Raw genomic sequence first — 26994 nt, 5'->3', positions numbered from 1 at the left:
TTCGGCGCCGCTTGAGCGTGGACATGGGGCCGACGGTGTTTTTACGGACGGTTGAAGGACTGGAACTGGCCGGGGGTACGGCCGCACGGCCATTCGGACGGCTGACCGGGCCGGCCGCGGTCGCCACCCCGATCGACCGGCTGCGCGATGCCGCCGCCGGTATCGACTGGGCACCCGACCTCGGCACCCAGATCGGCAGCCGTACCTGGTGGCGCGGGCTCGCCACGTGCACCGCGCTGTGCGCCACCACCGTGTGGCTTGCCCCCGGTATCCGCCCGATCACCGGCGCCACCCCTGCGCCGCTCGCCGGCACCGCCTGGGAGGAGCAGCGCGCACAGACGATCACGCCGCTCGCCTGGGGCGCGGACACCGGCCGCCGCATGGGTGCGGGCGACCTGGTCGCCCCGCTCGCCCAGGCGCCCGAACGGCCGGTGGTGGAGCTGGCCGCGACGATGGGGCAGGGCGATCGCCTCGCCAGCGTCCTCCAGCGTGCCGGCGTCGGGCGCAGCGATGCGCGTGCCGCCGCCGACCTGGTGGCCGGCGCGGTGGATGCGAACGCCATTCCCTCCGGCACCCGCCTCGCCCTCACCCTCGGCCGCCGCCCCAACCGCTCCGTCGCCCGCCCCCTCGACAAACTGACCCTCCGCGCCCGCTTCGACCTCGCGCTCACCCTGGAGCGCACCGCGAACGGCCTCTCCATGACCCGCCAGCCGATCGCGGTGGACGCTACCCCGCTGCGCATCCAGGGGCTTGTCGGCGCGAGCCTCTACCGCTCCGCCCGCGCCGCCGGCGCCCCCGCCAGGGCGGTCGAAAGCTACATCAAGGCGCTCGCCACCCGCCTGTCGATCGGCCGCGACGTCAGTGCCGCCGACACCTTCGACCTCATCGTCGAACGCGAACGTGCCGCCACCGGCGAGGTCCGGCTGGGCCAGCTGCTGTTTGCGGGGCTCGACCGCGGCGGCAAGTCGATCCAGCTGGTCCGGTTCGAGGGCGAGCGCGGCCGTGCCGACTGGTTCGACGCCAAGGGTCAGACGGAGCGGCGCGGCTTCATGGGCATGCCGGTCGCCGGTCGCATCACCTCCTCCTACGGACGGCGCATGCACCCGCTCCTGGGCTTCATGCGCATGCACAAGGGCCTCGACATCGGCGCCCCCTATGGCGCGCCCATCTATGCCGTGCTCGACGGCGTGGTCCAGTTCGCCGGCCGCTCGGGTGGATATGGCAACCTCGTCAAGCTGCGCCATGCCGGCGGCGTGGCCAGCGCCTATGGTCATATGAGCCGTTTTGCCGTTCGCTCGGGCACGCGCGTCCGTCAGGGACAGGTCATCGGCTATGTCGGCTCGACCGGCATCTCCACCGGCCCGCACGTCCATTGGGAGGTGTGGAAGAACGGTCAGGTAGTGAATCCGAAATCGATCACCTTTGCCAATGTCGCGCAACTGTCGGGTGAGCGCCTGCGCGCCTTCAGGCAACAGGTGGCGACGCTACGGGCGGTAAAGCCGGGCGCGTGACAATCTGGCCGTGAAGTAACGGCTTGCACGGTCGGGAAAAGCAGCCGATGTTTGAACAAGGCGGGGCATGTCGGGACAGGAAAACCTACGATGCTGAACCTCTGTTTCGTGGCTGCAATGACGGCGTCGATGATTTCGAATGCTCCGGCTGACCGAACGCCGACCGTTATCGACGAGAGCGCAGCCCTGATGTCGGCCGTCGGGATGCCGCCACCGCCCGGAACGCGGATGCTAGGCATGTCGATCACGCCGGACAATCCCAATGCGCCGGTGATTTACCGGGTCGGCAGCGCGCTGAGCGCCGATGATTTCCTGAAGGCCTATGCCATCGCGGCGGCAGACGCCGGGCTGCGTGTTTCGCAAGCACAAGGAAATCGCATCACCGGAATGCTGAAAACCGGTGAAAACTTCAGCCTTGATGTGGCCGCCTCGGAAGCTGGATCAGGATCGACGGGCGTTCTGGTCATCACGCCGGGCCACAGGCGGTAAACGTCAATCTGCCGCGCCGAGGGATAGCACGCACGCCGCGATAAATCCGGTCATGCGTCGCCCATCCAGCCTCACTTCCCCTGCGAGCGCCAGCGCTTGATCGTCCGGGCCAGGATCTGATCCTCGCCGCCGACATCCCGCCAAAGTTCCGAAAACAGCGGATCGCCCGAGGCCGGGCGCCTGGCTTCCTCCAGATCGGCAAAGCGTACCCGGATCGGCACCGCCACGCCCTCGCCGCAGACGATCGCCTCGCGGTTGCGCAAGGCCGGGATCGCATCGAGAAACCCACGCGCACCCTCCGGCATCGCCGCGCGTACGAAAGCCTGGTCGCGGTCGTTGTTCAGCCGCATCGCGATGATCGTACCGCATTGCGACAGCACGCCCTCCGCCAGATCGGACGGGCGCTGTGTCACCAGTCCCAGCGCGACGCCATATTTGCGACCTTCCTTGGCGATCCGCGACAGGATGCGGCCGACCGAGGATTGCTGCTCCGCTTCCGCCGGGATGTAGCGATGCGCTTCCTCGCAGACCAGCAGGATCGGGCGCTGCGGCTCGGCGCGGGCCCAGATCGCATAGTCGAAGGTCATCCGGCTCAGTACGGCCACCACCACCGCGGTGATTTCCGACGGCACGCCCGACACGTCGATGATCGAGATCGGCTTGCCGTCGCCGGGCATGCGGAACACGCGTTGCAGGAATGCCGCCATCGTGTCCGCGACCAGCATGCCGGAGAACATGAAGCCATAGCGGGGATCGGCCTTGATCTCGTCGATCTTGCCCTTCAGCCGCAGATAGGGCGCGGTGTCGCCGGCCCGGTCCATCTTTCCCATTTCCTGATTGATGATGCCGGTCAGGTCGGACAGCAGATAGGGGATGGGGGCATCCACCGTCAGCTTCGCTATCTCCTGCCCCAGCCGGCTCTTGGCGCGCGCCGCCAGCAGGCATTTCGCCAGGATATCGGCATCGATCTGTCGTTGCGCCCCGCTGGAGGTCAGGAAAACCTCGCAATGCTCCTCGAAGTTCATCAGCCAGTACGGCATCTGCAGGTTGCCGACATCGTAGATCGCGCCGGTATCCCGGAACGCCGCGGCATATTCGCCATGGGGATCGATCATCACGATATGGCCCTGCGGCGCCAGCGCGCAGATGCGGTGCAGGATCAGCGCGGCGGCGGTGGACTTGCCGGTACCCGTCGACCCGACCAGTGCAAAATGCTTGCCCAGCATCGCATCGACATACAGCGCGGCGGGCACGTCGTCGGTCGGATAGACCGATCCTATGCCGATATGAGCACGATCCTGCGCGGTGTAGATCCGGTGCAGGTCGGCGGTGGTGACCGGAAAAACATCGCATCCGGGCATCGGATAGCGCGTCACGCCGCGGCGGAAGCGGGTCAGCGTGCCATCGGCATCCTCGTCGCCTTCACCCAGGAAGTCGATGTCGGCGGCGATCAATGCGCCGCCCTGCGCACTGTCCAGCGTCAGCGCACGGACATTGGCGATCAGCCAGCTTGTCCCCACCCGCATCTTTACCTGGCTGCCGACCTGACCCGCTGCCGCAGTCATCGGATCGGCGTCCGTCGACAGTCCTTCCAGCAAGGCGCGGTCGAACAGGATGCGGCTGCTCGATCCCGCTATGGCCAGCACATAGCCGACCGGGGCCGGACCGGTATTGGTGGTAAAGGTCTGGAAGTGCGGCATTTCGACCATGACGGGTCACCCGATGAATATATTCGGTGCCGCCTCTAGCGTCGGTCGGGTAAAGATAAGGTGAGGGCGCACGCCGGATTATGTGCGTCGCGCGATCCATCCCGCCGTCCAGCCGAGCAGCACGGATAACGCCACTGCGGTCAGGCCGTAGAGTATCGAGGACCGATCGGCCGCCCGCGCCACGAACCGCTCGAACCCCGATTTCCGGATGTCGATATCGCGCACCGCCGCCGCCAGCACCCGGCCGTCACGGATCAGGAAGGTTTCGGCGGTGAAGCGCCCCACCGGCACGCGCGCCGGAATGGTTACGCGCGCCCGGTACAGCACGTCGTCGGTGATCTCCACCGCACGCGGCGCCTCGACATACAGGCCGGCGCGGCGTTTCAGATCGACCAGCCCCTCCTGGAACCGGCCCTGTTCCTCCGAGGGAGCGTTGGAAGCGGGGGAGAGTTGCAGGCTGTCCAGCCCCAACTCGTAGATTGCCCGCGTCCGCTCGTCGACCAGCCGTTCCACTGGCCGGGACGATGCGATCGCGTAAAAGGAGGGTGCGGAGCGATAGCGCAGGCGTCCGGCATTCACCCACAGGCCCGCCACCTTTTCCTTTTCGCGGATCAGCACGGATTGGGTGGGGCCTTTCACCACCACCACCACGTCGGTCGGACGGTCATCGCTCGGCAGGCGGCCGCCGGGATACAGGATCGCGCCGAACAGCAGCAGTTCGGCCCCGGTGAAGCTGTAGACGATCTCGATGTCGCGCTGCGACACGTCGGGAACCAGCACCGGCTTGGCCTGCGCCAGCAACAGGGGGGACAGCAGGGTGAGTGTTCCCGCCGCGCGCCTGCCCATCGCCTTCACGACAGTTCGACCGTGAAGATCTCCTCCGGCCGCCATACCAGCCCGAGCAGGATGCGCGTACCCACCAGCAGCACGATGATCGCGAGTGCCAGCCGCAGATATTCGGGCCTGGCCCGCGACGCGAACTTGGCGCCCAGTTGCGCCCCCGTCACCGATCCGATCAGCAGCAATCCGGCCAGCACGATATCGACCGCCTTGGTCGTAGTCGCGTGCACCATCGTCGCTGCCGCGGTGACGAAGAGCGTCTGGAACAGCGACGTGCCCAGCACCACGCTGGTCGCCATGCCCAGCAGGTAGATCATCGCCGGCACCAGGATGAACCCGCCGCCGACACCCAGCAGGATCGTCAATATGCCGGTAAAGAAGCCGAGCAGCAGCGGTGCGAGCGGCGAGATGTAGAGGCCCGAGGCATAAAAGCGCGTGCGGAAGGGGAGGGCGGCGACCAGCGGATGGTGTCGCCGCCGCGCGGCTGCCCCCGCGTGCCCACGGCGGCGCGCCAGGATCGCCTGCACCGCTTCGCGCGCCATCATCGATCCGATCGATCCCAGCATCAGCACATAGACGATGGCGATCACCGTATCGATCTGCCCGCTCGCCTGGAGCAACCGGAAGATGCCGGCACCCGCGAACGACCCGACGACGCCGCCCGCGACCAGCACGCCACCCATCTTCACGTCGACGCCGCCACGGCGCCAGTGCGCGAACACGCCCGACACGCTGGCGCCCGTCACTTGGCTGGCGGCCGACGCGGCGGCGACGGTCGGCGGAATGCCGTAGACGATCAGCAGCGGCGTTGTCAGGAACCCGCCGCCGACGCCGAACATGCCGGACAGCAGGCCTACGCCCCCACCCAGCGCGATGATCACCAGCGCATTGACCGACAGGTTGGCGATGGGAAGATACAGGTCCACGACGCGCTTTATACAGCCCCGGACAGCCGATGCCTCAGAAATCGGTGCCGATCGAAAGTGCCGGTCCCGAGCCCGGTGCGGCATCCCCGGCGATCCGTTGGCGCCAGTCGAGCGACAGCCGCATGCGCTGCCCGGCCACAGGCACCGAGACACCCAGGGTCGGCCCGGTATCCAGCCGCCGCGCCCCGGGCTGTGCCCCGCCCCATATGCCCATGCCCAGATCGACCCGAACGCTTCCCTTCGTCAGTGCATGCGTGACGCGCATCGCACCATCGGCAAATCCATCAACCCTTGCGCGAACGACCACGCCAGCCTGTGCGTAAGCCTCAAGGTTGAAGCCGGCAGCGATCGGCGTCGGGTCGATGCCGCCAACGATCATGGCGGTTGGTCCACCGGGATTTCCGTCCAGACCGAAACGTTGTTCCGCGATTAATCGCACCGGAAGTCGCGTCGGCCGCCACTCCACGCCCACCGCCGCTTCCCGGCCGCGTCCCTCCAATGGCCCCGCCAACCTTCCTGCCAAAGCGACCTGCTTTTGCACGGCATAGGTCAGCCTTACGCCCGCCTGCGACCCGCCCAGCTGCCCACCGAGCAGGGAGGTGTTCCCGCCACCTCTTGCGATCGCCCAGGCACTGGCAGCCCATCGGGAAGGCGGGGTAGGGCGTGGGGTGGGAAATAGCGGAGGCGGGATCATGCCCGGCGTTGTTTGCACGGCATCCACCGGAATCGTGCGAGATGGCTGGACCGTCAGGTCCTTCGCTGGTGGATCGGAATGAACAATGGTCGTGATCGCGGGCAGGGGTTCGGATCGGTGATGTCTGAACAGGGGCGGGAATGGAACGGCTATCGGCTCGCGCGGGACGGGCACTGCCGACGCCTCGGCCGGAGGGAAGAGCAGCGTGCCCACGGCCTCCGGTGAGGCCGATGGCCACAGCACGAACAGCGTGCGTGCAACTGTCCAACCGCCTGTGACCAAGAGGAGGAAGCGGAGCGGCCTCCCGGCAGCCATGTTCAGGCTGCGTCCGGGAATTCATGCTGGGTCTTGTCCCATACCGGCGCATGGCCGCGCAGAATGCCGGCATAACGCAGCAACGCACGCGGGGCCGCGGCGAGTGCGACGAAGTTGCCGACGATAAAGCGGGGTACCGACCACAACGCTTCTTGCCAGCCATAGACCCGGCCGGTGAACGTCATCCGCATCGCCAGACGCCAGCATAGCAGCAGAGCGTTCCAGAAGATGAAGTCGTTGAGCAGGGGGCTGGGCTCGGGCGGCGTCGTGCTGCGGATCAGGTGAATCAGGGCAGCGATACCCCACAGCAGAAGCCCGATATAGGCAGTTGCCAGAACGAGCATGGCCACCGGCGCGCGCCGATCGCGCATTCGCATCCAATGATCACTCAACGCGAATGGGCCAGCCCAGCCGGTGCGATCCCAGCCGGCAAAGGCGATGCCGGTCATCCACCGTGCCTTTTGTCGAATGGCGGAGACCAGGTCGCCGGGGAAATAGGCGCGCACCGCGACGACCTGCCCTTCGTCCTGATGCACTCGCGCGAACAGGCCTTCGCCGCCCAGTTCGGCGATGCGCAAGCCCAGTTCATAGTCCTCGGTCAGGCTCGTGGCATCGAACGGATCGCCACCACGTAACGCCGCCACCCTGGCGAGCATGGCCGGGGCAATGGCACAACCCGTCCCCGCCAGCGGCAACCCTGCGCCCAGCGCCGTGCGCACGATCAACTGCTTTGTATGGGCTTCTGCGAACTCGTCGGCGTAATGGCCGGACACCAGGCGAGAACCATGTTTGATGAGCGGAAGGACAGGCACCTGCACCACCGCCCGCCCTTCAATCAGAGTGTCGAAGATGCGGAGTTCGGCAGGATGAACGACGTCTTCCGAGTCATGCAGCACGACAGCCTTGGCGAACACCCCCTCGACCCGTTCATCAGCCAGCAACTCGCGCCAAAGCGTATTAAGACAATCCGCCTTCGTGGTTGGGCCAGGCTTGTCGCCTATGACGATCCGGACACGGTGATCGCCATGCGCCACGGCGACGGCAGCATCGATCGTCGGCTGATCGTTGGGGTAGACGCCGACATAGATGCGGTAGTCGGCATGGTCGAACCGCGCCAATGCATTGGTCAGCATGTGTCCGATAACGGCGACCTCGTCCCAGGCGGGAACGAAGATGACGATGCGTCCGGGCTGCTTTGGACACGGAAGTGTCGTCAGCCACGTTCGCGGTCGGCGGCGTGTCCACAAGCGGCGTAGCAGGTAGATCAGGTCGATCGCGAAATCGTCCAGACCGCCAATCAGCAGACCGACACCGGCAAACAACATCGCCTCGCGAGCGATGACATCGAGTAGAGCAAAATCCCCCATGCGGCTCCCCCAAACCGATGGAGGATGATGATCATTTCAGATGTAAAATGGCAAGCATTCTATGGAATGGCGAATGTCTTCATCCGGCACGATGACGGCATCAACCAAGATGCTCGGCAAAAAACGCCGAAGTACGTTCGTCGGCCAATCGCGCGGCCGTTTCGGAGCGGCGGGCACCGAACTCGGCGGCAAAGCCGTGATCTTCGCCAGGATAATCATACAAGCTGACCTTGGGATGATCGTCCAGCCCGGCATGCATGCGTGCTTGCGCGTCTTTGTCGACGAAGTGATCCTCTTCCGGCACATGTAGCAGAACGGGATGCGCGATCGCATTTTTTTCGCCGAGCAGAGTATCGATGCCGACGCCGTAATAGCCGACGCTGGCGTCGGTATCGGTACGCGCGGCGCTCATGAACGCCAGTCGGCCGCCCAGACAATATCCCACTACACCGACCTTACCGCCGCCGATCATCTGGCGTGCGGTTTGGATTGCCGCCTGGATATCGCGAATGCCGGCATCCTGATCGAAGCGACCCATCAGACCCAACGCCTCCTGCATCTGATCGGGTACATCCGGATCCAACTGGATACCTGGCCGGAGCCGCCAGAAGAGGTCGGGCGCAATCGCCAGATAGCCGGCGTCCGCAAGGGTGTCGCACTTGCGGCGAATGCCTGCGTTCACACCAAATATCTCCTGGATCACCACGATAGCCGCGCGGGGCGTCCGGGCTGGTTTGGCGCAATAGGCCTCGAACTGGGCATCACCCTCCAGCGTTTCGACCGTCATCATTGCCGTCATGGCCAAGCATCTCCTTCGGTTTGGTCGTTGCGGTCGCGTGGCACCCGCGGCCATATGTCCCTATGCGCTGTCGGTGCGGCGATGCTCAAGCCGGCTCGATCAGGGGAGACAGGTGCGATGAAGGTGAATGTAGAAATCGAGTGCACCCCCGAGGAGGCACGGCGCGCCATGGGGTTGCCGGACCTGACGCCGATCCATGAGCGATATACGCAATTGATGCTCGAGACGATGGAGTCCGGGATCGCGCCTGAAATGATGGAATCGATGATGCGCAACTGGGCCCCGATGGGGGAGGCAGGCGTAACGTTCTGGCGTCGGTTGTTTGAGACGGCACAACGCTGATACCCGTCATGACCGCATCGACGATCTTCGCCGTATCCAGCGGCCGGCCGCCTGCGGCCATTTCTATCCTCCGGATCAGTGGGCCGGCGGCAATATCGGCTGCGACGCAACTGGCAGGCGCGCTGCCGCGGCCACGTGAAGCCCGCATACGCACATTGCGCAACCGGCGTGGCGAGATATTGGACCGGGCCCTCGTTCTGGTCTTTCCCGGTCCGGCGACGGCAACCGGGGAGGATCTGGTAGAGCTGCATTGCCATGGCGGGCGTGCCGTTGTCGCAGCGGTGGAAGCGGCATTGGCCGATCTACCGGACATGCGCCCTGCCGAGCCAGGGGAGTTTACCCGGCGGGCGCTGGTGCATGGGCGTATCGATCTTACTGAGGCCGAAGGCTTGGCCGATCTGTTGGAGGCCCAGACGGAGCGGCAGCGGGTCGCGGCGATGGGCGCGGTAGAGGGCAGGGTCAGTGCGCGAATTCGCGACTGGCTGGACCGCGCGACAGGCATGGCCGCACGTGCGGAGGCGATGCTCGATTTTGCCGAAGAGGATGATGTGCCGGTCGATGCTGCATCCTTGGATCGGCTGAAGGCGGATATGGACGCGTTGGCGGTCGAGATGCTGGAGGAGGTCGAGCGCCCCCCGGTCGATCGTCTGCATGACGGTTTGCGGATCGTGCTGGGTGGACCGCCCAATAGCGGCAAGTCGACGTTGCTCAACCTGCTGTGCGAGCGCGAGGCAGCAATCGTATCGCCCATTGCCGGAACAACGCGTGATCGGATCGAAGCGGGGGTCGTGCGCAACGGCATCGCTTACCTACTCGTGGATACGGCAGGACTTGCCGATGCAACCGATGACGTCGTCGAGGCCATCGGTATCGGCCGTGCGGAAGAGGCAATCCTGGCGGCTGATATTCTATTGTGGCTCGCCGACACGCCGCCGCCTCGGGATGATGCGATCTGGTTGCATACCCGCGCCGACCTCGTTGGTCGTGAAGCACTGCCAGGTGGCAAGCAGCTGGCCGTCCGGCAAGACGATGCCGTGAGCGTCGCAGCCGTCTGGGATGCCATTGCGGCGCGCGCAGAATCGCTTCTCCCCCGAAGCGATGGTCCTGCGCTGAAGCGTCATCAGCAGGAACAGTGCCGTGCGGCGGCGGTCGCACTTTCGCTAGCGCCATCATCCGACCTGTTGCTGATCGCAGAGCATCTCCGAGTGGCGAGAGGCCGTCTCAGTGACCTGCTTGGCGTTAGCGCTACGGAGGCGATGCTGGACGCCTTGTTTGGACGATTCTGCCTCGGCAAATAGCTCGAGCGTTCCACGTGGAACATTGTGATGCGGCTTCCGCCATCGCCAATTTTCCACTATTGCGGCAGCATGTTCGATGTTGTGGTAATCGGCGGTGGGCACGCCGGAACCGAGGCGGCTGCCGCTTCGGCACGGCGCGGAGCTAAAACCGCGCTCCTTTCCTTCGACCGTCGCACGATCGGCGCAATGTCCTGTAACCCTGCCATCGGCGGTTTAGGCAAGGGGCATATCGTGCGTGAGGTCGACGCGTTTGATGGGTTGATCGGTCGTGCAGCGGACGCAGCCGCGATCCATTATCGTATGCTCAATCGCAGCAAAGGGACCGCCGTTCAAGGCCCACGGGTCCAGGCGGACCGGCGGCGCTATGCTGCGGCGATCCACCACATGCTTTCTGAACAGGCGAATTTGAGCATCGTCGAGGGAGAAGCGGCGGCGCTTCATATTGAGCGTGGCAAGATTGCGGGCGTTCGTCTGGCAGATGACACCATCATCGCGTGCCGTGCGGTGGTGCTGGCAACCGGTACGTTTCTGGGTGGTCGGCTGTTCCGGGGGGATGAGCGTGATGCCGGGGGCCGGGTAGGGGAGAGGTCTGCAAGTCGGATGGCCGAGCAGCTCCGTGCCCTTGATCTGCCTATGGCGCGGATGAAGACCGGGACGCCGCCACGACTGGATGGGCGGACGATCGACTGGGCCGCATTGCCGGAACAGCCGTCGGACAGCGAACCTTGGACGATGTCGCCTATGACCGGCTCGCGTCCGCTTCCCCAGATTGCCTGCGCGATCACGCGGACGACGCCGCAGACCCACGCTATCATAGCGGAGGCATTCGATCGGTCTCCGCTATTCACCGGCGCGATCGAGGCCAACGGGCCGCGATATTGTCCATCGATCGAGGACAAGATCAAACGCTTTGCCGACCGCGACAGTCATCAGATCTTTCTGGAGCCCGAGGGTCTGGATGACCCGCTCGTATATCCCAATGGATTGTCTACCTCGCTGCCTACCGATGTGCAGGAGTCGATGATCGCCAGCATGCCAGGGCTGGAACGCGCCCGGATCACCGTGCCTGGTTATGCCGTGGAATATGACCACATCGATCCGCGTGCGCTGGACGGGCATTTAGCGTTGCGTGCGATTGACGGCGTATTCTGTGCCGGACAGATTAACGGCACGACGGGGTATGAAGAGGCCGCCGGCCAGGGCTTGGTCGCCGGATTGAACGCGGCGGCACATGCCTGTGCCATGGCTCCGGTGATCTTGGATCGCGCGTCCAGCTATACCGGAGTGATGATCGATGATCTTATATTGCAGGGCGTAACCGAGCCCTATCGCATGCTCACCGCTCGCGCGGAGTACCGATTGTCGCTTCGTGCGGATAATGCCGAGACGCGTCTTGGGCCGATCGCCAGAGCGTCAGGGTGTCTGAGCGCGGAGCGAGCGGCACATCAGGCGGATCGGATGCGGCAACGCGAGCAGCTGCGGGAGGAGCTGTCGGCGATGCGGACTGCGGCCGATCTGGCTCGCCAAGGCGCCAGCGTTGCACAGGATGGATCACGGCGTACCGCATATGAATGGCTGCGTTTCGAGACCGTGACCTTGGACCACGTCATGAATGGCATGGTCGACGTCGAGCCGGCGGTGGTCGCCGAGACGCTCGAGGATGCGCGCTATGCTCCGTATGTGGAACGGCAGGTTGAGGAGGTTGCCCGGCTTCGCGCGGACGAAGCGATCATGTTGCCGAGCGACCTGGCCTACGCCACCGTACCGGGGCTTTCGCAGGAAATGATCGATCGCCTCTCGCTCGCGCAACCCGCCTCACTGGCTGCGGCATCGCGTATTCGCGGCATCACTCCAGCTGCGCTGTCCGCGGTATTGCTGCACGCCCGGAAGCGGGCAGCATGACGGAGCAGGATGCGCAGGCCTGGATCGCCGCGCGTCATGGCGTGGCTGCGGTCGATCGGATCGGGACATTCCTTGCGATGGTTGCCCATGAAAACGGGCAACAGAATCTGGTCTCGCCTTCTACGCTCGATACGATGTGGTCACGTCATGCCCTGGATTCGGCGCAGTTGCTGTCGTTTTTGCCCAAGGGTGCCAATCGGTGGATCGATATCGGGACGGGCGGCGGCTTTCCGGGAATGGTGGTGGCGCTCGCCTGGGGCGGGCATGTTACCTTGGTGGAGCCTCGCAAACGCCGCGCTGCTTTTCTCGCGGAATGTGTCGAGCGGTTCGGTATTGGCGACCGCGTAGTGGTGCATGCCAGCAAGATCGAAGCCGTCAACGAACAAGCCGATATAATTTCGGCCCGTGCTGTCGCGACGATCGAAAACCTTTTGCGCACGGCAGCACACTGCGGCAAACGGGATACGCGGTGGCTGCTCCCGCGTGGCCGCTTTGACGAACGCGATCTGGACGGTCTGCGCCAGAATTGGCAGTTTGTGTTTCACGTGGAACATAGCGTCACCTCGACGGAATCGTCGATCGTGATCCTCGATCGAGTACGTGCCAAATGATCTGTGTCGCTGTGGCCAATCAAAAAGGTGGGGTGGGAAAAACCACGTCAGCCATCAATCTGGGAACGGCTTTGGCCGCAACCGGACTGCATGTTTTGCTGATCGATTTCGATCCTCAAGGGAATGCATCGACCGGGCTGGGCGTCAGCCATGGTGAGCGGGCTTGGTCCAGTTATCACGTGCTTATGGGCGAAGTGGGTGTCGACCAGGCTGTCATGCAGAGCCGGGTGCCACGGCTCGACCTTCTCCCTGCAACCGTGGATCTGTCGGGGGCAGAGATCGAGCTGGTCGATTTCGAGGAGCGCACGCACCGGCTGGATCGCGCGATGCGGGCGTCTTCCGGCCAATGGGATATCGTCTTGATCGATTGCCCGCCCTCGTTGGGCTTGTTGACGATCAACGCGATGGTCGCCTCGCACGCGTTGTTCGTACCCCTGCAATGTGAGTTTTTTGCGCTGGAAGGTCTGTCGCAGTTGCTGACGACGGTGGAACGCATCCGCGCCCGCTTCAATCCGGGCCTGTCTATCATGGGTGTCGCGTTGACCATGTACGACCGCCGAAACCGTCTGACGGATCATGTCGCGGCAGACGTGCGCGCAGTATTGGGGGGAGTGGTGTTCGAAACCGTGATTCCACGTAACGTGCGATTATCGGAGGCACCCAGTCATGGCTTGCCGGCGCTGATCTACGATCATCGTTGCGTTGGAAGCCAGGCCTATATCGCCTTGGCTCGCGAACTGATCTCTCGCTTGCCCGCTGCTGCAAAGGCGGCGGCATGAGCACGGAAACGGCCAAGCGCCCGCGTCCCGGCCTTGGCCGTGGCCTGAACGCGCTGTTGGGTGAGATCGCGCGTGAGGCGCCGGTCAAGCCGGGGATGGACCAGTCGCAGTCCGGCGTGCGTATGCTGCCCGTCGGTGCCTTGTCGCCACATCCGGATCAGCCGCGCCGCCGGTTTGATGAAGCGGCGCTGGACGAACTTGCGGGATCGATCGCAGCACGTGGACTGATCCAGCCGATCGTCGTGCGCCCGCATGGCAAAGAATATCAGATCGTCGCTGGAGAGCGACGCTGGCGGGCGGCGCAACGTGCCAGACTGCACGAGGTGCCCGTCGTCGTTCGCGAGTTCAACGACGCCGAGACGCTGGAAATTGCACTTGTCGAGAATATTCAGCGGCAGGATCTGAACGCGATCGAGGAGGCACAAGCCTATCAGCGATTGGCCGGCGAGTTCGGTCACACGCAGGAGGCTCTGGCGAAGATCGTCCACAAATCGCGCAGCCATGTCGCCAATCTGTTGCGCCTGCTGGAACTGCCGGCGAGTGTGCAGGCACAGGTGGTGGATGGATCGCTGTCCATGGGGCATGCACGCGCCTTGCTCGGCGCGCAGGACGTGGAAGGCTTGGCCGATCAGGTGGTAAGCCGTGGCTTGTCCGTTCGGGAAACCGAAAAGCTGACCCGCGAGGCGAAGGGCAGGGCATCGACGAGTGAGGGCCAGCGGGACGCAGGCGGCGCAACACGCAACGCCGGCACCGGCACCGGCGGGACGAGCATGGATTCCCCTGATGCCGATATTGCAGCGTTGGAGAATCAACTTGCTGACCTGCTCGGCCTGTCGGTGAGGATAGCGCATTCCGGGGAAGGTGGGACGCTGACCTTGAGCTACTCGACACTCGATCAACTGGACATGGTGTGCCAGCGACTGACCGGAGAAGGCATTTAGGCGATCAGCCGCGTCGAGCGATACCTTGGGCGATCACCGTCGCTTCCGCTTCGGCAAGAACCGATCCGGCATTGCCGGGCGCGACAACGGCGCGCTCGGCCGCGCGAATGCGGGCCAGCGCACGGGAGAGCATCATGGGCGTCCACCGGCGTAGCGCACGGGCTGTCTGTGCCTCATCGCGGAAGAAGACGCGGTGACGCTTCATGACGGCATCCACTGGTTCGCCGGTTTCGATATCGGCCCGCATCTCCGCCAGCGCGACCAGACGGCGGGAAAGAGCGCGTAACCAGGGGATGGGGGAGGCGCCCCCCTCATCCAGCAGTGTCAATTCGCCGCCCAGATCGGCGACGCGACCCTCGACGACGGCCTCGACCGCCTGGCCCATCTCCGCTTCGCCGAGATCGGCACCCACGGCGTCGAGAGCGTCGTGATCAAGCTCGCGAACGCGATCCGGTGCTGCGTCGAGATACAGTGCCAGCTTTTCCAGTTCCCGCATCAGGACGGAACGGTCGGCCGCGGTTGCATCCACCAGCCGCCGGGCAACGCCTGTGGTGGGGCGCATCCCCAATTCACCGGCCAGCATCATGACCATCCGCTCTGCATCGGCGGCGCTGGGCGCGTAACATCCGAATGCCATCGCACGGGGCGAATCGGTCGCCAACTTGACGATGCGGGCGCTGGTCTTGACGCTTGGCGCGATCGCAACGACCGGATTACCGGCACGATCCGCATCGAGCAGCGTCGAAAAGGCCGCCAAACCCTCTTCGCCCACCGCCGTGACGCGCACGTAACGCGCCCCACCGAATAGGGACAGCGAGGCGGCTTCATCCGCCAGACGCGCAGGATCGTTCTTCAAGGTCGCGGGATCAAGGTCGATCCGTTCGGCCTCTGGCCCCATCGCTTTGGCTAGGCGATGGGCGAGATCGGCGGCGGTCGCTTCGTCGGGACCGTGTAGGAGGTAGAGGCGGATATCGGGGCTGGGCTTATCCAGTGCCTGACGGATCTGGTTGGAGCTGGCTTTCACGGGGCGGTTGGTTGAGTGCGCGCGTAGGTGGCGAGGCGGGCGACGATCTGGTCGGCGACGATCTCGGAAAGTCGTTCCAGTGCCGTGTTTTCCGCCGCAATCGTGGCATATTCAGACTGCACCACGTCGATCCCCGCATCTGACCCCGCGCTGGCATCGAGCAGCACCGCGTTGTTGCCGGTGTCGATCAATTGATAGCGCGCGCGCAGCGTACGCCGCTCCCGCGTCACGCTGTCATCAGCACGCACGCCGAGTCCGCGGATCTGGTCATCGAGACGCACATCGAGACGATAGCGCGCGCCGCCGCTGCCATCACCACCGCCGCCGACCAGCCGGTCGCGCAGGGCGTTGCCAACCAGCCAGCCGGCCTTGCCCTCGATCGGGGCGACCTCGACCTGGGTCAGCGCGTTGGCGACCGCGCCGCTGCCGCCGCCGGCATACAGCGGCTTCAGCCCGCAGCCGGCAAGCGTCAGGCTAAGCGCCATCAGGGCAAGGGGGGCTTTCATGCGACGACGTTGACCAGACGGTCAGGCACGACGATGACCTTGCGCGGCGCCTTGCCCTCCAGCAACTGGACGATGCGCTCGGAAGCCAAGGCCGCTTCCTCCAGCCTGTCCTTTGCCATGCCCTTGGGCACGGTCAGGGTATCGCGCAGCTTTCCATTGACCTGGATCGCGATCGTCACCTCGTCCTCCACCAGCAGCGCGGCATCGACGCTGGGCCACGGCGCATCGGCAATCAGGCCGCCGGTGCCGATCGTCGCCCAGGCTTCCTCGGCGAGATGCGGCACCATCGGCGCCACGAGCAGCAACAGGGTGCGGATCGCATCGGTCCGGGTCACGCCTGCCGGTGCCTTTTCCACCGCGTTGACCAGCTCGTACAGCTTGGCCACCGCCTTGTTGAAGGCCAGCGCTTCGATATCCTCGGCCACGCCGGCGATGGTCTGGTGCAGCTTGCGGGCCAGTGCCTTGTCGGGCGCGTCGCTGCCGGTTTCGCCGACATTCTCGAACAGGCGCCACAAACGCTGCACGAAGCGCCACGAGCCCTCGATACCGGCCTCTGACCAAGGGAGATCGCGTTCGGGCGGGCTGTCGGACAGCATGAACCAGCGCACCGCGTCGGCGCCATACTGGTCGACGATGGGCTCCGGATCGACCGTGTTCTTCTTGGACTTGGACATCTTCTCGATGCGTCCGACGGTAATCGGCTTGCCGCTGGCGATCTCGATGCCATTCTCGACCTCGGCGGGCGAGAGCCAGCGATTGTCCCACGACTTGTACGTCTCGTGCGTCACCATGCCCTGCGTGAACAGGCCGGCAAAGGGTTCGGCCACGTCGATCAGGCCGATATGTTTCAGCGCACGCGTCCAGAAGCGGGCATAGAGCAGATGCAGGATCGCATGCTCGACCCCGCCGATATACTGCCCCACGGGCAGCCAGCGCTCGGCGACCGCACGGTCAAAGGGCCTGTCGTCGGGCTGGCTGGCGAAGCGGATGAAGTACCAGGACGAATCGACAAAGGTGTCGAGCGTGTCGGTTTCGCGTACCGCATCCTTGCCGCAGGCGGGACAGGCGACGTGCTTCCACGTCGCGTGCCGGTCGAGCGGATTGCCGGGCACGGCAAAGGACACGTCCTCGGGCAGGGTGACGGGCAACTGGTCCTTGGGGACCGGAACCGCGCCGCAATCCTGGCAATGGATGATCGGGATCGGCGTGCCCCAGTAGCGCTGGCGACTGACACCCCAGTCGCGCAGGCGGAAGACGGTAGAGCCCTGACCCCAGCCTCCGCCCTCGGCCCGGGTGATCACGGCCCGCTTGGCATCCTCGACGGTCATGCCGTCGAGCAGCGCGGAGTTCACGATGGTGCCGGCACCGGTATAGGCGGTATCGCCCTGGAACACCGGATCGACCGCGTCACCGTCGGCCACGACGCGGCGTACGTCGAGCCCGTATTTGCGCGCGAAATCCAGATCGCGCTGGTCATGCGCCGGCACGCCCATCACCGCGCCGGTGCCGTAATCCATCAGCACGAAGTTGGCGATGTAGACCGGCAGTGCCCATGCGGGATCGAAGGGATGCGCCACGGTGTAGCCGGTGTCGAAGCCCAGCTTCTCCTGCGTTTCCAGCTCGGCAGCCGTGGTGCCGCCTTCCTTGCACCGCTGGATGAAAGCGGCGGCGTCGGCATTGCCGGCGGCCAGTGCCTGCGCGACCGGGTGATCCGCGGCGATCGCCACGAAGCTGGCACCGAAAATCGTGTCGGGGCGTGTCGAATAGACCTCGATCGGGTCGGCCAGCGGCGCATTGGGCGCGAAGCGGAAGGTAAGGCCCCGGCTGCGGCCGATCCAGTTTTCCTGCATCAGCTTGACCTTGTCGGGCCAGTGATCGAGCGTGGTGAGCCCTTCCAGCAGTTCGTCGCCGAATTGCGTGATCTTCAGGAACCACTGGTTCAGCTTGCGCTTCTCGACGAGCGCGCCCGAGCGCCAGCCGCGACCGTCGATCACCTGCTCGTTGGCGAGCACGGTCATGTCGACCGGGTCCCAGTTGACCGCCGATTCCTTGCGATAGACGAGGCCCGCCGCCAGCAGGTCGAGGAACAGCGCCTGTTCGTGGCCGTAATAGTTCGGCTCGCAGGTGGCGAGCTCACGCGTCCAGTCGAGCGCGAAGCCGAGCCGCTTCAACTGTGCGCGCATCGTGGCGATGTTGTCGCGGGTCCAGCCGCCGGGATGCACGCCCTTTTCCATGGCGGCGTTTTCGGCGGGCATGCCGAACGCGTCCCAGCCCATCGGGTGAAGGACCTCATGCCCCGTCATTCGCCGATAGCGTGCCAGCACGTCGCCCATCGTGTAGTTGCGGACATGGCCCATATGGATGCGCCCCGACGGGTAGGGGAACATCTCCAGCACATAGGTACGCGGCTTTGGACTATGATCGTCGGCGGCAAAGGTACGTCGGTCTTCCCAGACGCGCTGCCACGCCGCATCCGCCTTGAGCGCGTTGAAACGCGAAGCCATGGTCGCCGCTTAGCCCGAAATGGCGCCGCGGCGCAGGTCGCGTGCCTTGGTCAGGATGATGTCTTCCAGCTTCTGCGTGGTTGCCGCCGCGACGGGCGCGGCCACCCACTGGCCCCCGCGGTTCACCTCGCGCAGCGCCGCGACGCGCAGCGCATCGGCACGCAGATCCTGGTCGAGGATGGTGACGGTGACCTTCATCCGCTCGGTCGGGACCTGCGGATTGACGTACCAGTCGGTGACGATGACGCCGCCATTGGAATCGGTCTGCACCAGCGGCATGAAGCTGAGCGCATCGAGGCTGGCGCGCCACAGATAGCTGTTCACGCCGATCGTGGTGACCTTGGACGCCGCCAGATCGCCCGTGGGCCGATCGCCGCCGCCGGCACAGGCGCCCAGCGACAAGGCGGCAAGAACCGCGAACGCGGTGGCTGAACGGCGAAGCATCGGCAACATCCTGAAATAGGAATAAGGGTTGATACGGCCTCTACAGGGGCGCCGTCACCCCGGCAAGCGGTGGCGGCACCACGCCCTGGCCCGGAGCCAAGGGCCCGCATTGTGTGAGTAATGCAACACTCGGGCAGATTCGGCCGGGAATCGTATAACTCTCCTCTTGAATGGGATCGCTACCGGGGCATTTCGTGTTAGGCGCATCTTCCACAGGGGAGCTGAGGGGTTCGGTCGTGAAGATCGGTCGGGTGATGATCGGGATTGCTGCGGGAGCGCTGGTCGCTGCCGGTGCGCTCGTCGCGCCTGCGTTCGGCGCCACCGAAGTGCGCAACAAGCTGCCACCCAAGCGCGCCGGCTTCTCGTTCCGCGGAGGCGCGGGCTTCACGCCGTCGTCGGCCGACCCGCGACTCGCTGCTGTCTTCGCACGCGGCGGGATCGATGCGGGCGACTTCCGCTTCACGCCGGCCGAGACCCAGCGCGGGAATCGCTCGGTCAGCGTCGCGGTAAAGGCGCAGACCAGCCGATCCGCCGAAACCAAGGTTGCGGCGGTCACGTCGCCGGTCGTCGGGCTGACGCCGATCTCCTATAATCTGGGCGTCGCTGTCGGCTGGAAGCAGTTTGCGGTGTCGGGCGACGTCAATCGCGTCGATCTGGCGGGCCTGCCCGGCAGCCGCGAGGCCGCCGATGTCGCGGTCAGCTATTCGGGCACGCGCTTCACCGGCCGGGTGAAGGCGATGGCCGACCGGCCGATGCAGAATGGCCCGGCTCTGGTCGATGACATGTCCAGCTATGCGCTGGATGTCGGCGGCTCCTATTCGCTGACCCGCAACCTGGATGTGACGGCGGGCGTGCGGTATCGCTCCGATCGGGAGCGCCTGACGCGCGTCGACGAACGCCGCGACAGCCAGGCCGTTTATCTGGGCACTGCCTTCCGCTTCTGATCGGGGCAGGGCCGCCAGGCGTCGATCGCTGCCCATCCGTGAAATCCGCGCAGGCGCCTGAATCGCCGGGCGTCCATACCGCCTAGGGCGATCCGCGGCAGATCGAGGCGTGAGCCGATTCGCGCGGCCCGGCCCGCGCCCAGTGCGCCTTCGCCCGGATGCGAGCGGGTGGGGTGGACGGGCGAGACGAACAGCATGTCCGCGCCCGCGCGCGATGCGATGATCGCCTCGCGGTCGTCATGTGCCGGCCAGGTCGTAAGCCCGGCCGAGCAGGGGGCGGCATGACGTCCTTCACCGATCGCCGGGCCACGGGCGACCACCAGCACCAGCCGTCTTGCCCGGGTCAACCGCCATAGGCGACGCAGCAGCGCGTGGCGGGCGCGGCGCGGAGTGGCATAATGCCGGAACACGACGCCCGATCCCGGCGGCAGCGCGCGGAGCGCCCGCCATAGCGTGTCGCCCAGCCGCTCGTCGGTCATCAGCCAGGTCACGGGGTATCGGTGGGCCATCGCCCGGCTTATAGCGCACGGCATGACCGAGGACAGCGCCGGCGCACTTGCCGCCATCACCGACCGTATCGCCCGATCCGCCCGCATCGCCGACCGCCGGCCGGATGCGGTGACGCTGATCGCGATCTCCAAGACGCAAGGCCCCGAAGCGATCCTGCCGCTGGTGGAGGCAGGGCACCGCGTGTTCGGCGAGAATCGGGTACAGGAGGCGCAGGGCAAATGGCCGGCGCTGCGCGAGGCCTATCCCGACGTCACGCTGCATCTGGTCGGCCAGCTCCAGTCGAACAAGGCGGCGGACGCGGTGGCGTTGTTCAATGCGATCCACAGCGTCGATCGCCCGTCACTGGTGCAGGCGCTGGCCGAGGCGATGGCGCGGCAGGGTCGCCGGCCCGATTGCTTTATCCAGGTGAATATCGGCGAAGAGGCGCAAAAGGGCGGATGTGCGATCGCCGATCTGCCGGCGTTGCTGGCCGGGGCACAGAGCGCGGGATTGCCGGTGAAAGGATTGATGGCGGTGCCGCCGGCGGGACTGGATGCGGCGCCCTATTTCGCCCTGCTGGCGAAACTGGCGCGGGATCACGGGCTGGAGGGCCTGAGCATGGGGATGAGCGAGGATTTCGAAACCGCGGTGACGATCGGGGCGACGCATGTCCGCATCGGCAGCGCGCTGTTCGGAGCGCGGGCATGAACCATGACGCGCTGCTGTTCGATTTCGACGGCGTCCTGATCGAGAGTGAATATGAGGGCAATCGCCATCTCGCCGAATGGCTGAGCGCCAATGGTCATCCGCATACGCCCGAGGAGGCGATGGCGCATTATATGGGGCTGGCCGGACCCGATTTCGTGTCGGCGATCGAGGCGCGGATCGGTCGTGCCTTGCCCGACAGCTTCCGCGAGGCGCGCGAGGTGGAAAATCGGCGCGTGATGGAGGCGGGTGTGGACGCGGTGGCGGGCGCGGTCGCCTTTGTCCGGTCGCTACCGGCGGACCTGCCCAAGGCGATCGTCTCGTCCAGCCATAGCGACTGGATCGACCGGCATCTGCGCCATATCGGGCTGCGCGACCTGTTTGGGGAGCATGTCTATAGCGGGCGCGAGCATGTCGCCCGCGGCAAGCCGGCGCCCGACCTGTATCTCTATGCCGCCGACCGGCTGGGCGTGCCGATCGGGGCGTGTGCGATCTTGGAGGATTCGCCGGTCGGCGCGACCGGCGCAGTGGCAAGCGGGGCGTTCGTCATCGGCCTGTGCGCCGGGCAACATTGCGGCATCGGCCATGACGCGCGCCTGCGGGCGCTGGGCGTGCAGGCGATCGCGCATGATTTTGCTGGGGTGCGGGCGGCGCTGGGGCTGGGCGACTGATCGATCGGGGGGAGTGGGGGATGGACGAGGATGAGTTCGAGGGCGACGCGATCGCCGACCTGCTTGCCCGCCCCGGAGCCGCGGCGATCCTGGCGGCCCTGCCGGGGTGCAGCGCCTATCGCGACGATCCCGATGCCGCCATGGTCATCCGGTCCTGCGATCCTCATGCGTTGCAGATCCATGTCGAGGACCGCGCCGGGCATGTCCGTGCCTATCCGCTGCGCGGCCGCTATGTGGTCAGCACCGATGGCCGGCTGCGCGCGGCGATCGCGGCGAATGTCACCGACGGCGACCGCGCGCGGGACGCGGCGGTGCGGCGGATCGCGACGTTCGGCATGGCGGGGCGGATCGAGGCGGGCGACGTCGCCGATCTGGCGGGCGCGATCGACAGCATCGAACGCGGCGTGCTGCCAAAGCTGGCCGATCGCCGGCGGACGACCGCACTGGCGCGCAAATACGGGTCGCCCCGCATCGTCCTGCGCTTCACCGATCACTGGCGCCGGTTGGCGGGAGGCAGCGTTCCGGCCGATATCCTGATCGAGCATGTCGCGTGCCTGCGCGAACTCGGCGAAATCGAGAACGCCCTGGCCGGCACCGAAATCCTGCAACGGCGCGACCATGACCTGTCCTCCTCGGCGCAAGGGGTGCTGTTCACGCAGCGTGCCGCCTTGTGGCTGGACCTGTACGAACTGCGCCGCGATCCGGCGCATCTCGACCTGGCGCAGCAGGCGGCGGACCGAAGCTGGGCGATCGGCCCGTCGCGCGAATGCCGCGGCGTCCACGGCCGGCTGCGCAAGCTGCGCGAGGACAATCTATAGCTGGTGGCCGGTGCGGTCGCGCTTGGTGGCGAGATACTGCGCATTGTGCGGATTGGGGGGCAGCTTGTGCGGCACGCGCTCGGCGACGGCGATGCCGGCGGCCTCCAGCCCGGCGACCTTGGCGGGGTTGTTGGTCAACAGCCGCACCGCATCCTGCCCCAATAGCGCCAGCATGCGCGCCGCGACGCCGAAGTCCCGCGCATCGATCGCGAAGCCGAGCCGGGTGTTGGCATCGACCGTGTCGAATCCCTGGTCCTGCAGACGATAGGCACGCAGCTTGTTGACCAGGCCGATCCCGCGCCCCTCCTGCCGCAGATAGAGCAGGATGCCCCAGCCCGAGTCGGCGATGGCGTGGATCGCGGCATGAAGCTGGGGCCCGCAATCGCATTTCAGGCTGCCCAGCACGTCGCCGGTCAGGCATTCGCTGTGCAGGCGTACCAGCGGCGGCGCGCCATTCGGCTGGCCGATCAGCAGCGCGACATGCTCGTCCGCGCTTTCGGGCGATCGAAAGGCGACGATCTCTGCGTCCTCCGCCCCCGCGACGGGCAGGCGGGCACGCGTGGCGATGGCGAGGCGGTCGGCATCCTCGTGCGCGTCGATATCGGCTGCGGTGAGCGCAACCTCCGGCGCCGCGGTGCCGCCCAGGAAGAAGGCAGGGAGCAGCCCGGCAATGCGGGCAAGGCGCAGGGCGGCGCTCGCCGGTCGTGCATCGGGCAGGTGCAGCGTGCGATAGGGCCCCTTCAGCGGCGTCGCGAGATCGAGCTGCGGATCGGCCAATGCGGTGGCGGCCGGGAAGTCGATCCACGGCGCGCGTTCGACCAGGACCGGCGAATCGGGATCTGCGGCCTCCACCTGGTTGGCCAGCTTCAGCGTCGCGGCGCGCCCCGACGAGATCAGGATGCCCGCGGCCCCCTCGGTATCGAACGCCGCCAGCCGTCCCGGATCGGCGGTTTCCACCGCGAGCAGCGTGATCCCGTCGATCGCGATCGGCCAGCCACGGCGCAGGGCATCGATCGCGCGGGCGGCGGCACGGGCGTCGCTCACCAATCGAACTCGGTCATGATCGGGATGTGATCGGACGGCTTCAGCCAACTGCGGCACGCCTCGAACACGGTATGTCCGGACGCCTGTGCGGCCACGTCGCGCGTCGCCCACATGTGATCGAGCCGGCGACCACGGTCGGAGACCGCCCAATCCTTCGCGCGGTAGCTCCACCAGGTATAAAGCCGCGTCGGCGCGGGCACGAAGTGGCGGCCGAGATCGACCCAGTCGTTCGATGCCTGAAGCCGCGCCAGCGTCTCCACCTCGATCGGCGTGTGGCTGACGACGTCGAGCAGTTGCTTGTGGCTCCACACGTCCGATTCGAGCGGCGCGATGTTGAAGTCGCCGGTCAGGATCGTCGGGCAGTCCAGCGCCTGCGACCAATCGATCATGCGGCCGAGGAAATCGAGCTTCTGTCCGAACTTCGGATTCACCTCGCGGTCGGGAACGTCACCGCCGGCCGGGATATAGACGTTCTCCAGCCGCACCCCGTTCGGCAGTCGCACGCCGACATGGCGGGCTTCCCTGTTCGCCTGCCAGTCCAGCCGGTCGTCCTCGACGATGGGCACCCGCGACAGGATCGCGACGCCGTGGTGCATGCGCTGGCCGTGGATGACGATGTGGCGGTAGCCGAGCGCACGAAACGCATCGAACGGGAAGTCGCTGTCGATCACCTTCGTTTCCTGAAGGCACAGGATGTCGGGTTCGACCTCGCGCAGGAACTGCTCGACGATGGCGATCCGGAAGCGGACGGAATTGATGTTCCAGGAGACGATCTTCACGCCGATCCATCTAGGCGGGGGCGGGAGAGGGGGCAAGGTTGTGGGGTTCCCGTTCAATCGGCGCGCGCCGCGGGCGAAGCCCGCGTCGTCGGAGGGGCTGCGCCCCCCGGCCGTGCTCGGGGAGCGAGATACGCAGCATGCTCGATCCCCTACGCAGAAAGGCCCCCGCTCCGGGGGCATGGAGCGAGGGCCGACCTAGCGTTCGTCACGCAGGCGGGATGTGGTCAACAATCCGGGCAACAGGGGGGAAATCCCGGACGCTCCACAACCGCAAGACCGGTATTAGGCCGACCTACCTGTCGCCCGGATGAATGAAACTGTTGGTTTCCATTCAGTTTTGCCGTCCACCTCTCCGTGGGTCGTTCCAGCGAAACGTACTGTCGCTGACCGGCGCGCCGAAGCGCTGGTTCGACAGGCGAATCGTGGTGCGATTATTCTGGCCGTCCAGCGCCACCCAGCCTTGCAGCATCAATCCGGCGGGGGCCGCCGAATCGCGCGCGAAGACCAGCGTGATCCGGCCATATTCGGGATGCTTCGGATCGTTCGCCTCGACCGAGACCAGACGCTGATCCGTCGAAGGCACGATCTTGGCGAACCGCGTGATGTCGCGATCGGGATCGAGCAGCACGCCCAGCGGCGAATTGCGGATCGGCCAGCGCTGCACCTGCCGCACCGAATAGTCGATAAAGGTCAATGCGCCGCCCTCCGCCACGATCAGCAGGGGCACGCCCTTTTCATATTGAAAGCGGATCTTGCCCGGCTTCTTCAGCGTCACCGTGCCGGTCAGCACCTTGCCGGCGCGATCGGTCTGGCTGAAATCGGCGGTCATCGTCGTCACCGACTGAAGGTGCCGCTGGACCGCGGCCAGATCGCCGGTCGCCTGCGCCAGAACGGGTGCCGGCACCAGCGCGACGGCCGCCGCGACCGGGGCGAGGATGGAACGCGAAACGAACATGCATGTCTCCTTGGAGCGGGGGCTTGTCCCATCCGCGTTGAACCGGCTGTGAACTCCCGCGCGTTTTCGGTTGCGGCTACAGTGTGATGGCCGCCTTCATGCCCAGCACCGCCACGTCGTCGGCCGCCGCAACGCCGCCGGGGTGATGGATATATTGCAGGTTCGGCCGCATCTCGAGCCAGTCGGCGGGGTGGATGCTGTAATAGATCTCGGCGGCATATTCGGCGCCCTGTACCGCCGGGCGGGCGGGATCGAGCCGCTGGCCGGCCGCCACGCGTCCGTTGACGTTGGTACGCGCAACGCCGATGCCCAGCACGTCGCCGGGCACATGCGGCACCAGCCCCTTGTAGAACAGGCCGAGGGCCACCTGATTGTCGGTCACGCTCGTCCGGCGATCCGCCTGCGTGACATTGGCGAACATCGACAGGCCGTTCATCGCCTTGCCGTCCTTCGACTCGCCGGTAAGCTGCTGCTGCATCGTGAAGTAGACGCCGTAGCGGCTGTCCCGGCGCAGCGGGTCCATGCCGGTGATCGCGATCGGACGGCGGTTCACGTCCAGGAACACGTCGTCGCCATGCTCCGTCGCGATCCAGCCGCCGATCTTGTACGATCCGACATGGCCGTCGTCGCCACCGCGCGACCACCCGCCCTCCACCGGCACCAGCACGCCCGTCGCACCCTTGAAATGCGCAATGAAGAAGTGGTTCTCCAGATTGCGCGGATTGATCTCGTACGCCGCGGTCTGCACGTAGAAGTCGCGGGGCAGGTCCACCCGCACGCGCGCGCCCCATTGGCCGATGGGCCAGTTCTGCCAGTAGCTGCCGTTCAGATTGCCGGGCTGGGCGCCGCAAAAGCTGAGATTCATGAAGTGGCAGGAGAAGACCGCGAAGTCCTCACCCGGATTCGTCCGGCCCAGCTTGATCTCTACCGCAGGGCCGATCTTCTGTTCGTACCAAAGCTGCGTCACGCGCATCGTCTGGCCGCGGCCATAGACTTCCTGCACCTGTTGCAGCGTGCCCAGCCCGGCATCCTGCGTCAGGTCGTAGCCGCGCCGCCACGTGACCGTCGCCTGGAATGCGCCGCCGCCCAGCCCGATCAGCTTTTCGAGATCGAGCAGCGTGCCGACGTCGAACTGGCCCGTTTCCCGAAACAGCTTTCGCGTGCCACCGGCAAAATTATAGCCGCTCTCCGACGCGTAGCGCGCGGTCAGGCCGATGCCGCGCCGGCCGAGCCGCGTCCGGATCTCCTGCCAGTCGCCGATCAGTCCGGGCGGCGGCGCGTTCTGCGTATCGGCGGTCAGCGCGGAGGGCGAGGTATCGCGCTGGCGGTTGCGGGGCGATCGGCCGGCACCCGTGTTCGGCTGGCGCTGCGTGTCCGCGCTGCTCGTCTCGGGCGGTTGCTGCGCGGTTTCGGGGGGCGGTGGGGATGCGCCGACATCGACCTGCTGCGCATGTGCGCTCCCCGTCCACAGCATGCCCGCCAGCACCGCCGCGGCCACACGATCCTTGCGCATTCAGTCCAACCCCGTTTCGAACCCTTGTCCATCCGACAACCGATTGAAGCGTGGAAAGGTCCGGCAGCGTTACGA

The 26994-nt window shown here is 66.0% G+C and carries 27 protein-coding genes; 12 read left to right on the top strand and 15 right to left on the bottom strand.

Annotation, left to right across the window (positions count from 1 at the left end; genetic code table 11):
• The first annotated feature begins 35 nt into the window (after positions 1-35).
• The gene (locus GQR91_RS05100; protein ID WP_149681506.1) at positions 36-1511 is read left to right on the top strand and encodes a peptidoglycan DD-metalloendopeptidase family protein; all 1476 of its coding nucleotides are present in this window, start codon (positions 36-38) and stop codon (positions 1509-1511) included.
• 90 nt (positions 1512-1601) lie between these two features.
• Positions 1602-2000 (top strand): hypothetical protein, encoded by a 399-nt coding sequence (locus GQR91_RS05095; protein WP_149681395.1) that lies wholly within the window; start codon positions 1602-1604, stop codon positions 1998-2000.
• Between the two features lie 71 nt (positions 2001-2071).
• On the opposite strand, the gene GQR91_RS05090 is transcribed toward GQR91_RS05095, so the two are convergent.
• From GQR91_RS05090 to GQR91_RS05065, 6 genes are all read right to left on the bottom strand, one after another.
• Positions 2072-3709: an ATP-binding protein gene (locus tag GQR91_RS05090; protein ID WP_149681394.1), complete on the bottom strand. Its 1638-nt coding sequence runs from the start codon at positions 3707-3709 to the stop codon at positions 2072-2074.
• Between the two features lie 78 nt (positions 3710-3787).
• The gene (locus tag GQR91_RS05085) at positions 3788-4555 is read right to left on the bottom strand and encodes a TIGR02186 family protein (RefSeq protein ID WP_112383939.1); all 768 of its coding nucleotides are present in this window, start codon (positions 4553-4555) and stop codon (positions 3788-3790) included.
• Positions 4556-4560: 5 nt separating this feature from the next.
• Positions 4561-5475, bottom strand: a complete 915-nt coding sequence (locus GQR91_RS05080) for a sulfite exporter TauE/SafE family protein (RefSeq protein WP_112383906.1) — start codon at positions 5473-5475, stop codon at positions 4561-4563.
• A gap of 34 nt (positions 5476-5509) precedes the next feature.
• Positions 5510-6382: a hypothetical protein gene (locus GQR91_RS05075; RefSeq protein ID WP_235903869.1), complete on the bottom strand. Its 873-nt coding sequence runs from the start codon at positions 6380-6382 to the stop codon at positions 5510-5512.
• A gap of 104 nt (positions 6383-6486) precedes the next feature.
• Positions 6487-7851 (bottom strand): glycosyl transferase family protein, encoded by a 1365-nt coding sequence (locus GQR91_RS05070; protein WP_149681393.1) that lies wholly within the window; start codon positions 7849-7851, stop codon positions 6487-6489.
• 100 nt (positions 7852-7951) lie between these two features.
• Positions 7952-8650 (bottom strand): dienelactone hydrolase family protein, encoded by a 699-nt coding sequence (locus tag GQR91_RS05065; protein ID WP_149681392.1) that lies wholly within the window; start codon positions 8648-8650, stop codon positions 7952-7954.
• A gap of 117 nt (positions 8651-8767) precedes the next feature.
• Here GQR91_RS05065 and GQR91_RS05060 point away from each other — a divergent pair, with 117 nt between their 5' ends.
• The 6 genes from GQR91_RS05060 to GQR91_RS05035 are packed head-to-tail and all read left to right on the top strand — an operon-like array spanning position 8768 to position 14523.
• Complete coding sequence (locus tag GQR91_RS05060; RefSeq protein ID WP_149681391.1) at positions 8768-8992, top strand: DUF6489 family protein; 225 nt, start codon at positions 8768-8770, stop codon at positions 8990-8992.
• A gap of 8 nt (positions 8993-9000) precedes the next feature.
• Positions 9001-10290, top strand: a complete 1290-nt coding sequence (mnmE, locus tag GQR91_RS05055; RefSeq protein WP_149681390.1) for a tRNA uridine-5-carboxymethylaminomethyl(34) synthesis GTPase MnmE — start codon at positions 9001-9003, stop codon at positions 10288-10290.
• A gap of 27 nt (positions 10291-10317) precedes the next feature.
• A complete protein-coding gene (gene mnmG / locus GQR91_RS05050) occupies positions 10318-12192 on the top strand; it encodes a tRNA uridine-5-carboxymethylaminomethyl(34) synthesis enzyme MnmG (protein ID WP_249042516.1) in 1875 nt (624 codons plus the stop codon).
• Complete coding sequence (gene rsmG / locus GQR91_RS05045; protein ID WP_149681388.1) at positions 12189-12803, top strand: 16S rRNA (guanine(527)-N(7))-methyltransferase RsmG; 615 nt, start codon at positions 12189-12191, stop codon at positions 12801-12803. The genes mnmG and rsmG overlap by 4 nt, the downstream gene beginning before the upstream one ends.
• The gene (locus tag GQR91_RS05040; protein WP_112383898.1) at positions 12800-13582 is read left to right on the top strand and encodes a ParA family protein; all 783 of its coding nucleotides are present in this window, start codon (positions 12800-12802) and stop codon (positions 13580-13582) included. Before rsmG ends, GQR91_RS05040 begins: the two co-directional genes overlap by 4 nt.
• Complete coding sequence (locus GQR91_RS05035) at positions 13579-14523, top strand: ParB/RepB/Spo0J family partition protein (protein WP_149681387.1); 945 nt, start codon at positions 13579-13581, stop codon at positions 14521-14523. The genes GQR91_RS05040 and GQR91_RS05035 overlap by 4 nt, the downstream gene beginning before the upstream one ends.
• A gap of 4 nt (positions 14524-14527) precedes the next feature.
• Here the strand turns inward: GQR91_RS05035 and holA are convergent, their stop codons facing one another.
• Genes holA through GQR91_RS05015 form a run of 4 tightly spaced genes read right to left on the bottom strand, consistent with a single transcriptional unit; the run spans position 14528 to position 19001 of the window.
• Positions 14528-15547: a DNA polymerase III subunit delta gene (holA, locus tag GQR91_RS05030; protein ID WP_149681386.1), complete on the bottom strand. Its 1020-nt coding sequence runs from the start codon at positions 15545-15547 to the stop codon at positions 14528-14530.
• Complete coding sequence (gene lptE / locus GQR91_RS05025; RefSeq protein WP_149681385.1) at positions 15544-16053, bottom strand: LPS assembly lipoprotein LptE; 510 nt, start codon at positions 16051-16053, stop codon at positions 15544-15546. The genes holA and lptE overlap by 4 nt, the downstream gene beginning before the upstream one ends.
• Positions 16050-18557: a leucine--tRNA ligase gene (gene leuS / locus GQR91_RS05020; protein WP_149681384.1), complete on the bottom strand. Its 2508-nt coding sequence runs from the start codon at positions 18555-18557 to the stop codon at positions 16050-16052. Before leuS ends, lptE begins: the two co-directional genes overlap by 4 nt.
• Positions 18558-18566: 9 nt before the next feature.
• Positions 18567-19001 (bottom strand): DUF3576 domain-containing protein, encoded by a 435-nt coding sequence (locus tag GQR91_RS05015; RefSeq protein WP_112383938.1) that lies wholly within the window; start codon positions 18999-19001, stop codon positions 18567-18569.
• A 236-nt stretch (positions 19002-19237) separates the two neighbouring features.
• On the opposite strand from GQR91_RS05015, the gene GQR91_RS05010 reads away from it, so the two are divergent.
• On the top strand, positions 19238-19945 hold the full coding sequence (locus tag GQR91_RS05010) for a porin (protein ID WP_311732267.1): 708 nt from the start codon (positions 19238-19240) through the stop codon (positions 19943-19945).
• Here the strand turns inward: GQR91_RS05010 and GQR91_RS05005 are convergent.
• The gene (locus tag GQR91_RS05005; protein ID WP_311732266.1) at positions 19918-20436 is read right to left on the bottom strand and encodes a thiamine phosphate synthase; all 519 of its coding nucleotides are present in this window, start codon (positions 20434-20436) and stop codon (positions 19918-19920) included. The two genes, GQR91_RS05010 and GQR91_RS05005, sit on opposite strands and share 28 nt — an antisense overlap.
• Positions 20437-20476: 40 nt before the next feature.
• On the opposite strand from GQR91_RS05005, the gene GQR91_RS05000 reads away from it, so the two are divergent.
• Genes GQR91_RS05000 through GQR91_RS04990 form a run of 3 tightly spaced genes read left to right on the top strand, consistent with a single transcriptional unit; the run spans position 20477 to position 22628 of the window.
• Complete coding sequence (locus GQR91_RS05000; protein ID WP_149681383.1) at positions 20477-21142, top strand: YggS family pyridoxal phosphate-dependent enzyme; 666 nt, start codon at positions 20477-20479, stop codon at positions 21140-21142.
• Positions 21139-21810: an HAD family hydrolase gene (locus GQR91_RS04995; protein ID WP_149681382.1), complete on the top strand. Its 672-nt coding sequence runs from the start codon at positions 21139-21141 to the stop codon at positions 21808-21810. Before GQR91_RS05000 ends, GQR91_RS04995 begins: the two co-directional genes overlap by 4 nt.
• Positions 21811-21830: 20 nt before the next feature.
• A complete protein-coding gene (locus GQR91_RS04990) occupies positions 21831-22628 on the top strand; it encodes a hypothetical protein (RefSeq protein ID WP_149681381.1) in 798 nt (265 codons plus the stop codon).
• Here GQR91_RS04990 and ribA read toward each other — a convergent pair.
• The 4 genes from ribA to GQR91_RS04970 all read right to left on the bottom strand — a co-directional run bounded on the left by ribA (position 22623) and on the right by GQR91_RS04970 (position 26919).
• A complete protein-coding gene (gene ribA, locus GQR91_RS04985; protein WP_375781598.1) occupies positions 22623-23672 on the bottom strand; it encodes a GTP cyclohydrolase II in 1050 nt (349 codons plus the stop codon). The genes GQR91_RS04990 and ribA overlap by 6 nt on opposite strands.
• Positions 23669-24451, bottom strand: coding sequence for an exodeoxyribonuclease III (locus GQR91_RS04980; RefSeq protein ID WP_149681379.1), 783 nt, complete (start codon positions 24449-24451; stop codon positions 23669-23671). Before GQR91_RS04980 ends, ribA begins: the two co-directional genes overlap by 4 nt.
• 331 nt (positions 24452-24782) lie before the next feature.
• Positions 24783-25406 (bottom strand): LolA family protein, encoded by a 624-nt coding sequence (locus GQR91_RS04975; RefSeq protein ID WP_149681378.1) that lies wholly within the window; start codon positions 25404-25406, stop codon positions 24783-24785.
• 76 nt (positions 25407-25482) lie between these two features.
• Complete coding sequence (locus GQR91_RS04970) at positions 25483-26919, bottom strand: carbohydrate porin (RefSeq protein WP_149681377.1); 1437 nt, start codon at positions 26917-26919, stop codon at positions 25483-25485.
• Positions 26920-26994: the final 75 nt, after the last annotated feature.

It is taken from the genome of Sphingomonas carotinifaciens, assembly GCF_009789535.1.
GTDB lineage: Bacteria > Pseudomonadota > Alphaproteobacteria > Sphingomonadales > Sphingomonadaceae > Sphingomonas > Sphingomonas carotinifaciens.
Note: the sequence above shows the minus strand (reverse complement) of the source record. Positions and strands in the feature narration are given on the sequence as shown.

Excerpts from the sequence above, each read along its gene's own strand:
- GQR91_RS04975 (WP_149681378.1), bottom strand. The coding sequence starts at position 25,406 with ATGTTCGTTTCGCGTTCCATCCTCGCCCCGGTCGCGGCGGCCGTCGCG.
- GQR91_RS05040 (WP_112383898.1), top strand. The coding sequence starts at position 12,800 with ATGATCTGTGTCGCTGTGGCCAATCAAAAAGGTGGGGTGGGAAAAACC.
- lptE (WP_149681385.1), bottom strand. The coding sequence starts at position 16,053 with ATGAAAGCCCCCCTTGCCCTGATGGCGCTTAGCCTGACGCTTGCCGGC.
- GQR91_RS05000 (WP_149681383.1), top strand. The coding sequence starts at position 20,477 with ATGACCGAGGACAGCGCCGGCGCACTTGCCGCCATCACCGACCGTATC.
- GQR91_RS05090 (WP_149681394.1), bottom strand. The coding sequence starts at position 3,709 with ATGGTCGAAATGCCGCACTTCCAGACCTTTACCACCAATACCGGTCCG.
- GQR91_RS04990 (WP_149681381.1), top strand. The coding sequence starts at position 21,831 with ATGGACGAGGATGAGTTCGAGGGCGACGCGATCGCCGACCTGCTTGCC.
- GQR91_RS05035 (WP_149681387.1), top strand. The coding sequence starts at position 13,579 with ATGAGCACGGAAACGGCCAAGCGCCCGCGTCCCGGCCTTGGCCGTGGC.
- rsmG (WP_149681388.1), top strand. The coding sequence starts at position 12,189 with ATGACGGAGCAGGATGCGCAGGCCTGGATCGCCGCGCGTCATGGCGTG.
- GQR91_RS05015 (WP_112383938.1), bottom strand. The coding sequence starts at position 19,001 with ATGCTTCGCCGTTCAGCCACCGCGTTCGCGGTTCTTGCCGCCTTGTCG.
- GQR91_RS04970 (WP_149681377.1), bottom strand. The coding sequence starts at position 26,919 with ATGCGCAAGGATCGTGTGGCCGCGGCGGTGCTGGCGGGCATGCTGTGG.
- GQR91_RS05060 (WP_149681391.1), top strand. The coding sequence starts at position 8,768 with ATGAAGGTGAATGTAGAAATCGAGTGCACCCCCGAGGAGGCACGGCGC.
- mnmG (WP_249042516.1), top strand. The coding sequence starts at position 10,318 with ATGCGGCTTCCGCCATCGCCAATTTTCCACTATTGCGGCAGCATGTTC.
- GQR91_RS05070 (WP_149681393.1), bottom strand. The coding sequence starts at position 7,851 with ATGGGGGATTTTGCTCTACTCGATGTCATCGCTCGCGAGGCGATGTTG.
- leuS (WP_149681384.1), bottom strand. The coding sequence starts at position 18,557 with ATGGCTTCGCGTTTCAACGCGCTCAAGGCGGATGCGGCGTGGCAGCGC.
- GQR91_RS05095 (WP_149681395.1), top strand. The coding sequence starts at position 1,602 with ATGCTGAACCTCTGTTTCGTGGCTGCAATGACGGCGTCGATGATTTCG.
- GQR91_RS05085 (WP_112383939.1), bottom strand. The coding sequence starts at position 4,555 with ATGGGCAGGCGCGCGGCGGGAACACTCACCCTGCTGTCCCCCCTGTTG.
- mnmE (WP_149681390.1), top strand. The coding sequence starts at position 9,001 with ATGACCGCATCGACGATCTTCGCCGTATCCAGCGGCCGGCCGCCTGCG.
- GQR91_RS04995 (WP_149681382.1), top strand. The coding sequence starts at position 21,139 with ATGAACCATGACGCGCTGCTGTTCGATTTCGACGGCGTCCTGATCGAG.
- GQR91_RS05065 (WP_149681392.1), bottom strand. The coding sequence starts at position 8,650 with ATGACGGCAATGATGACGGTCGAAACGCTGGAGGGTGATGCCCAGTTC.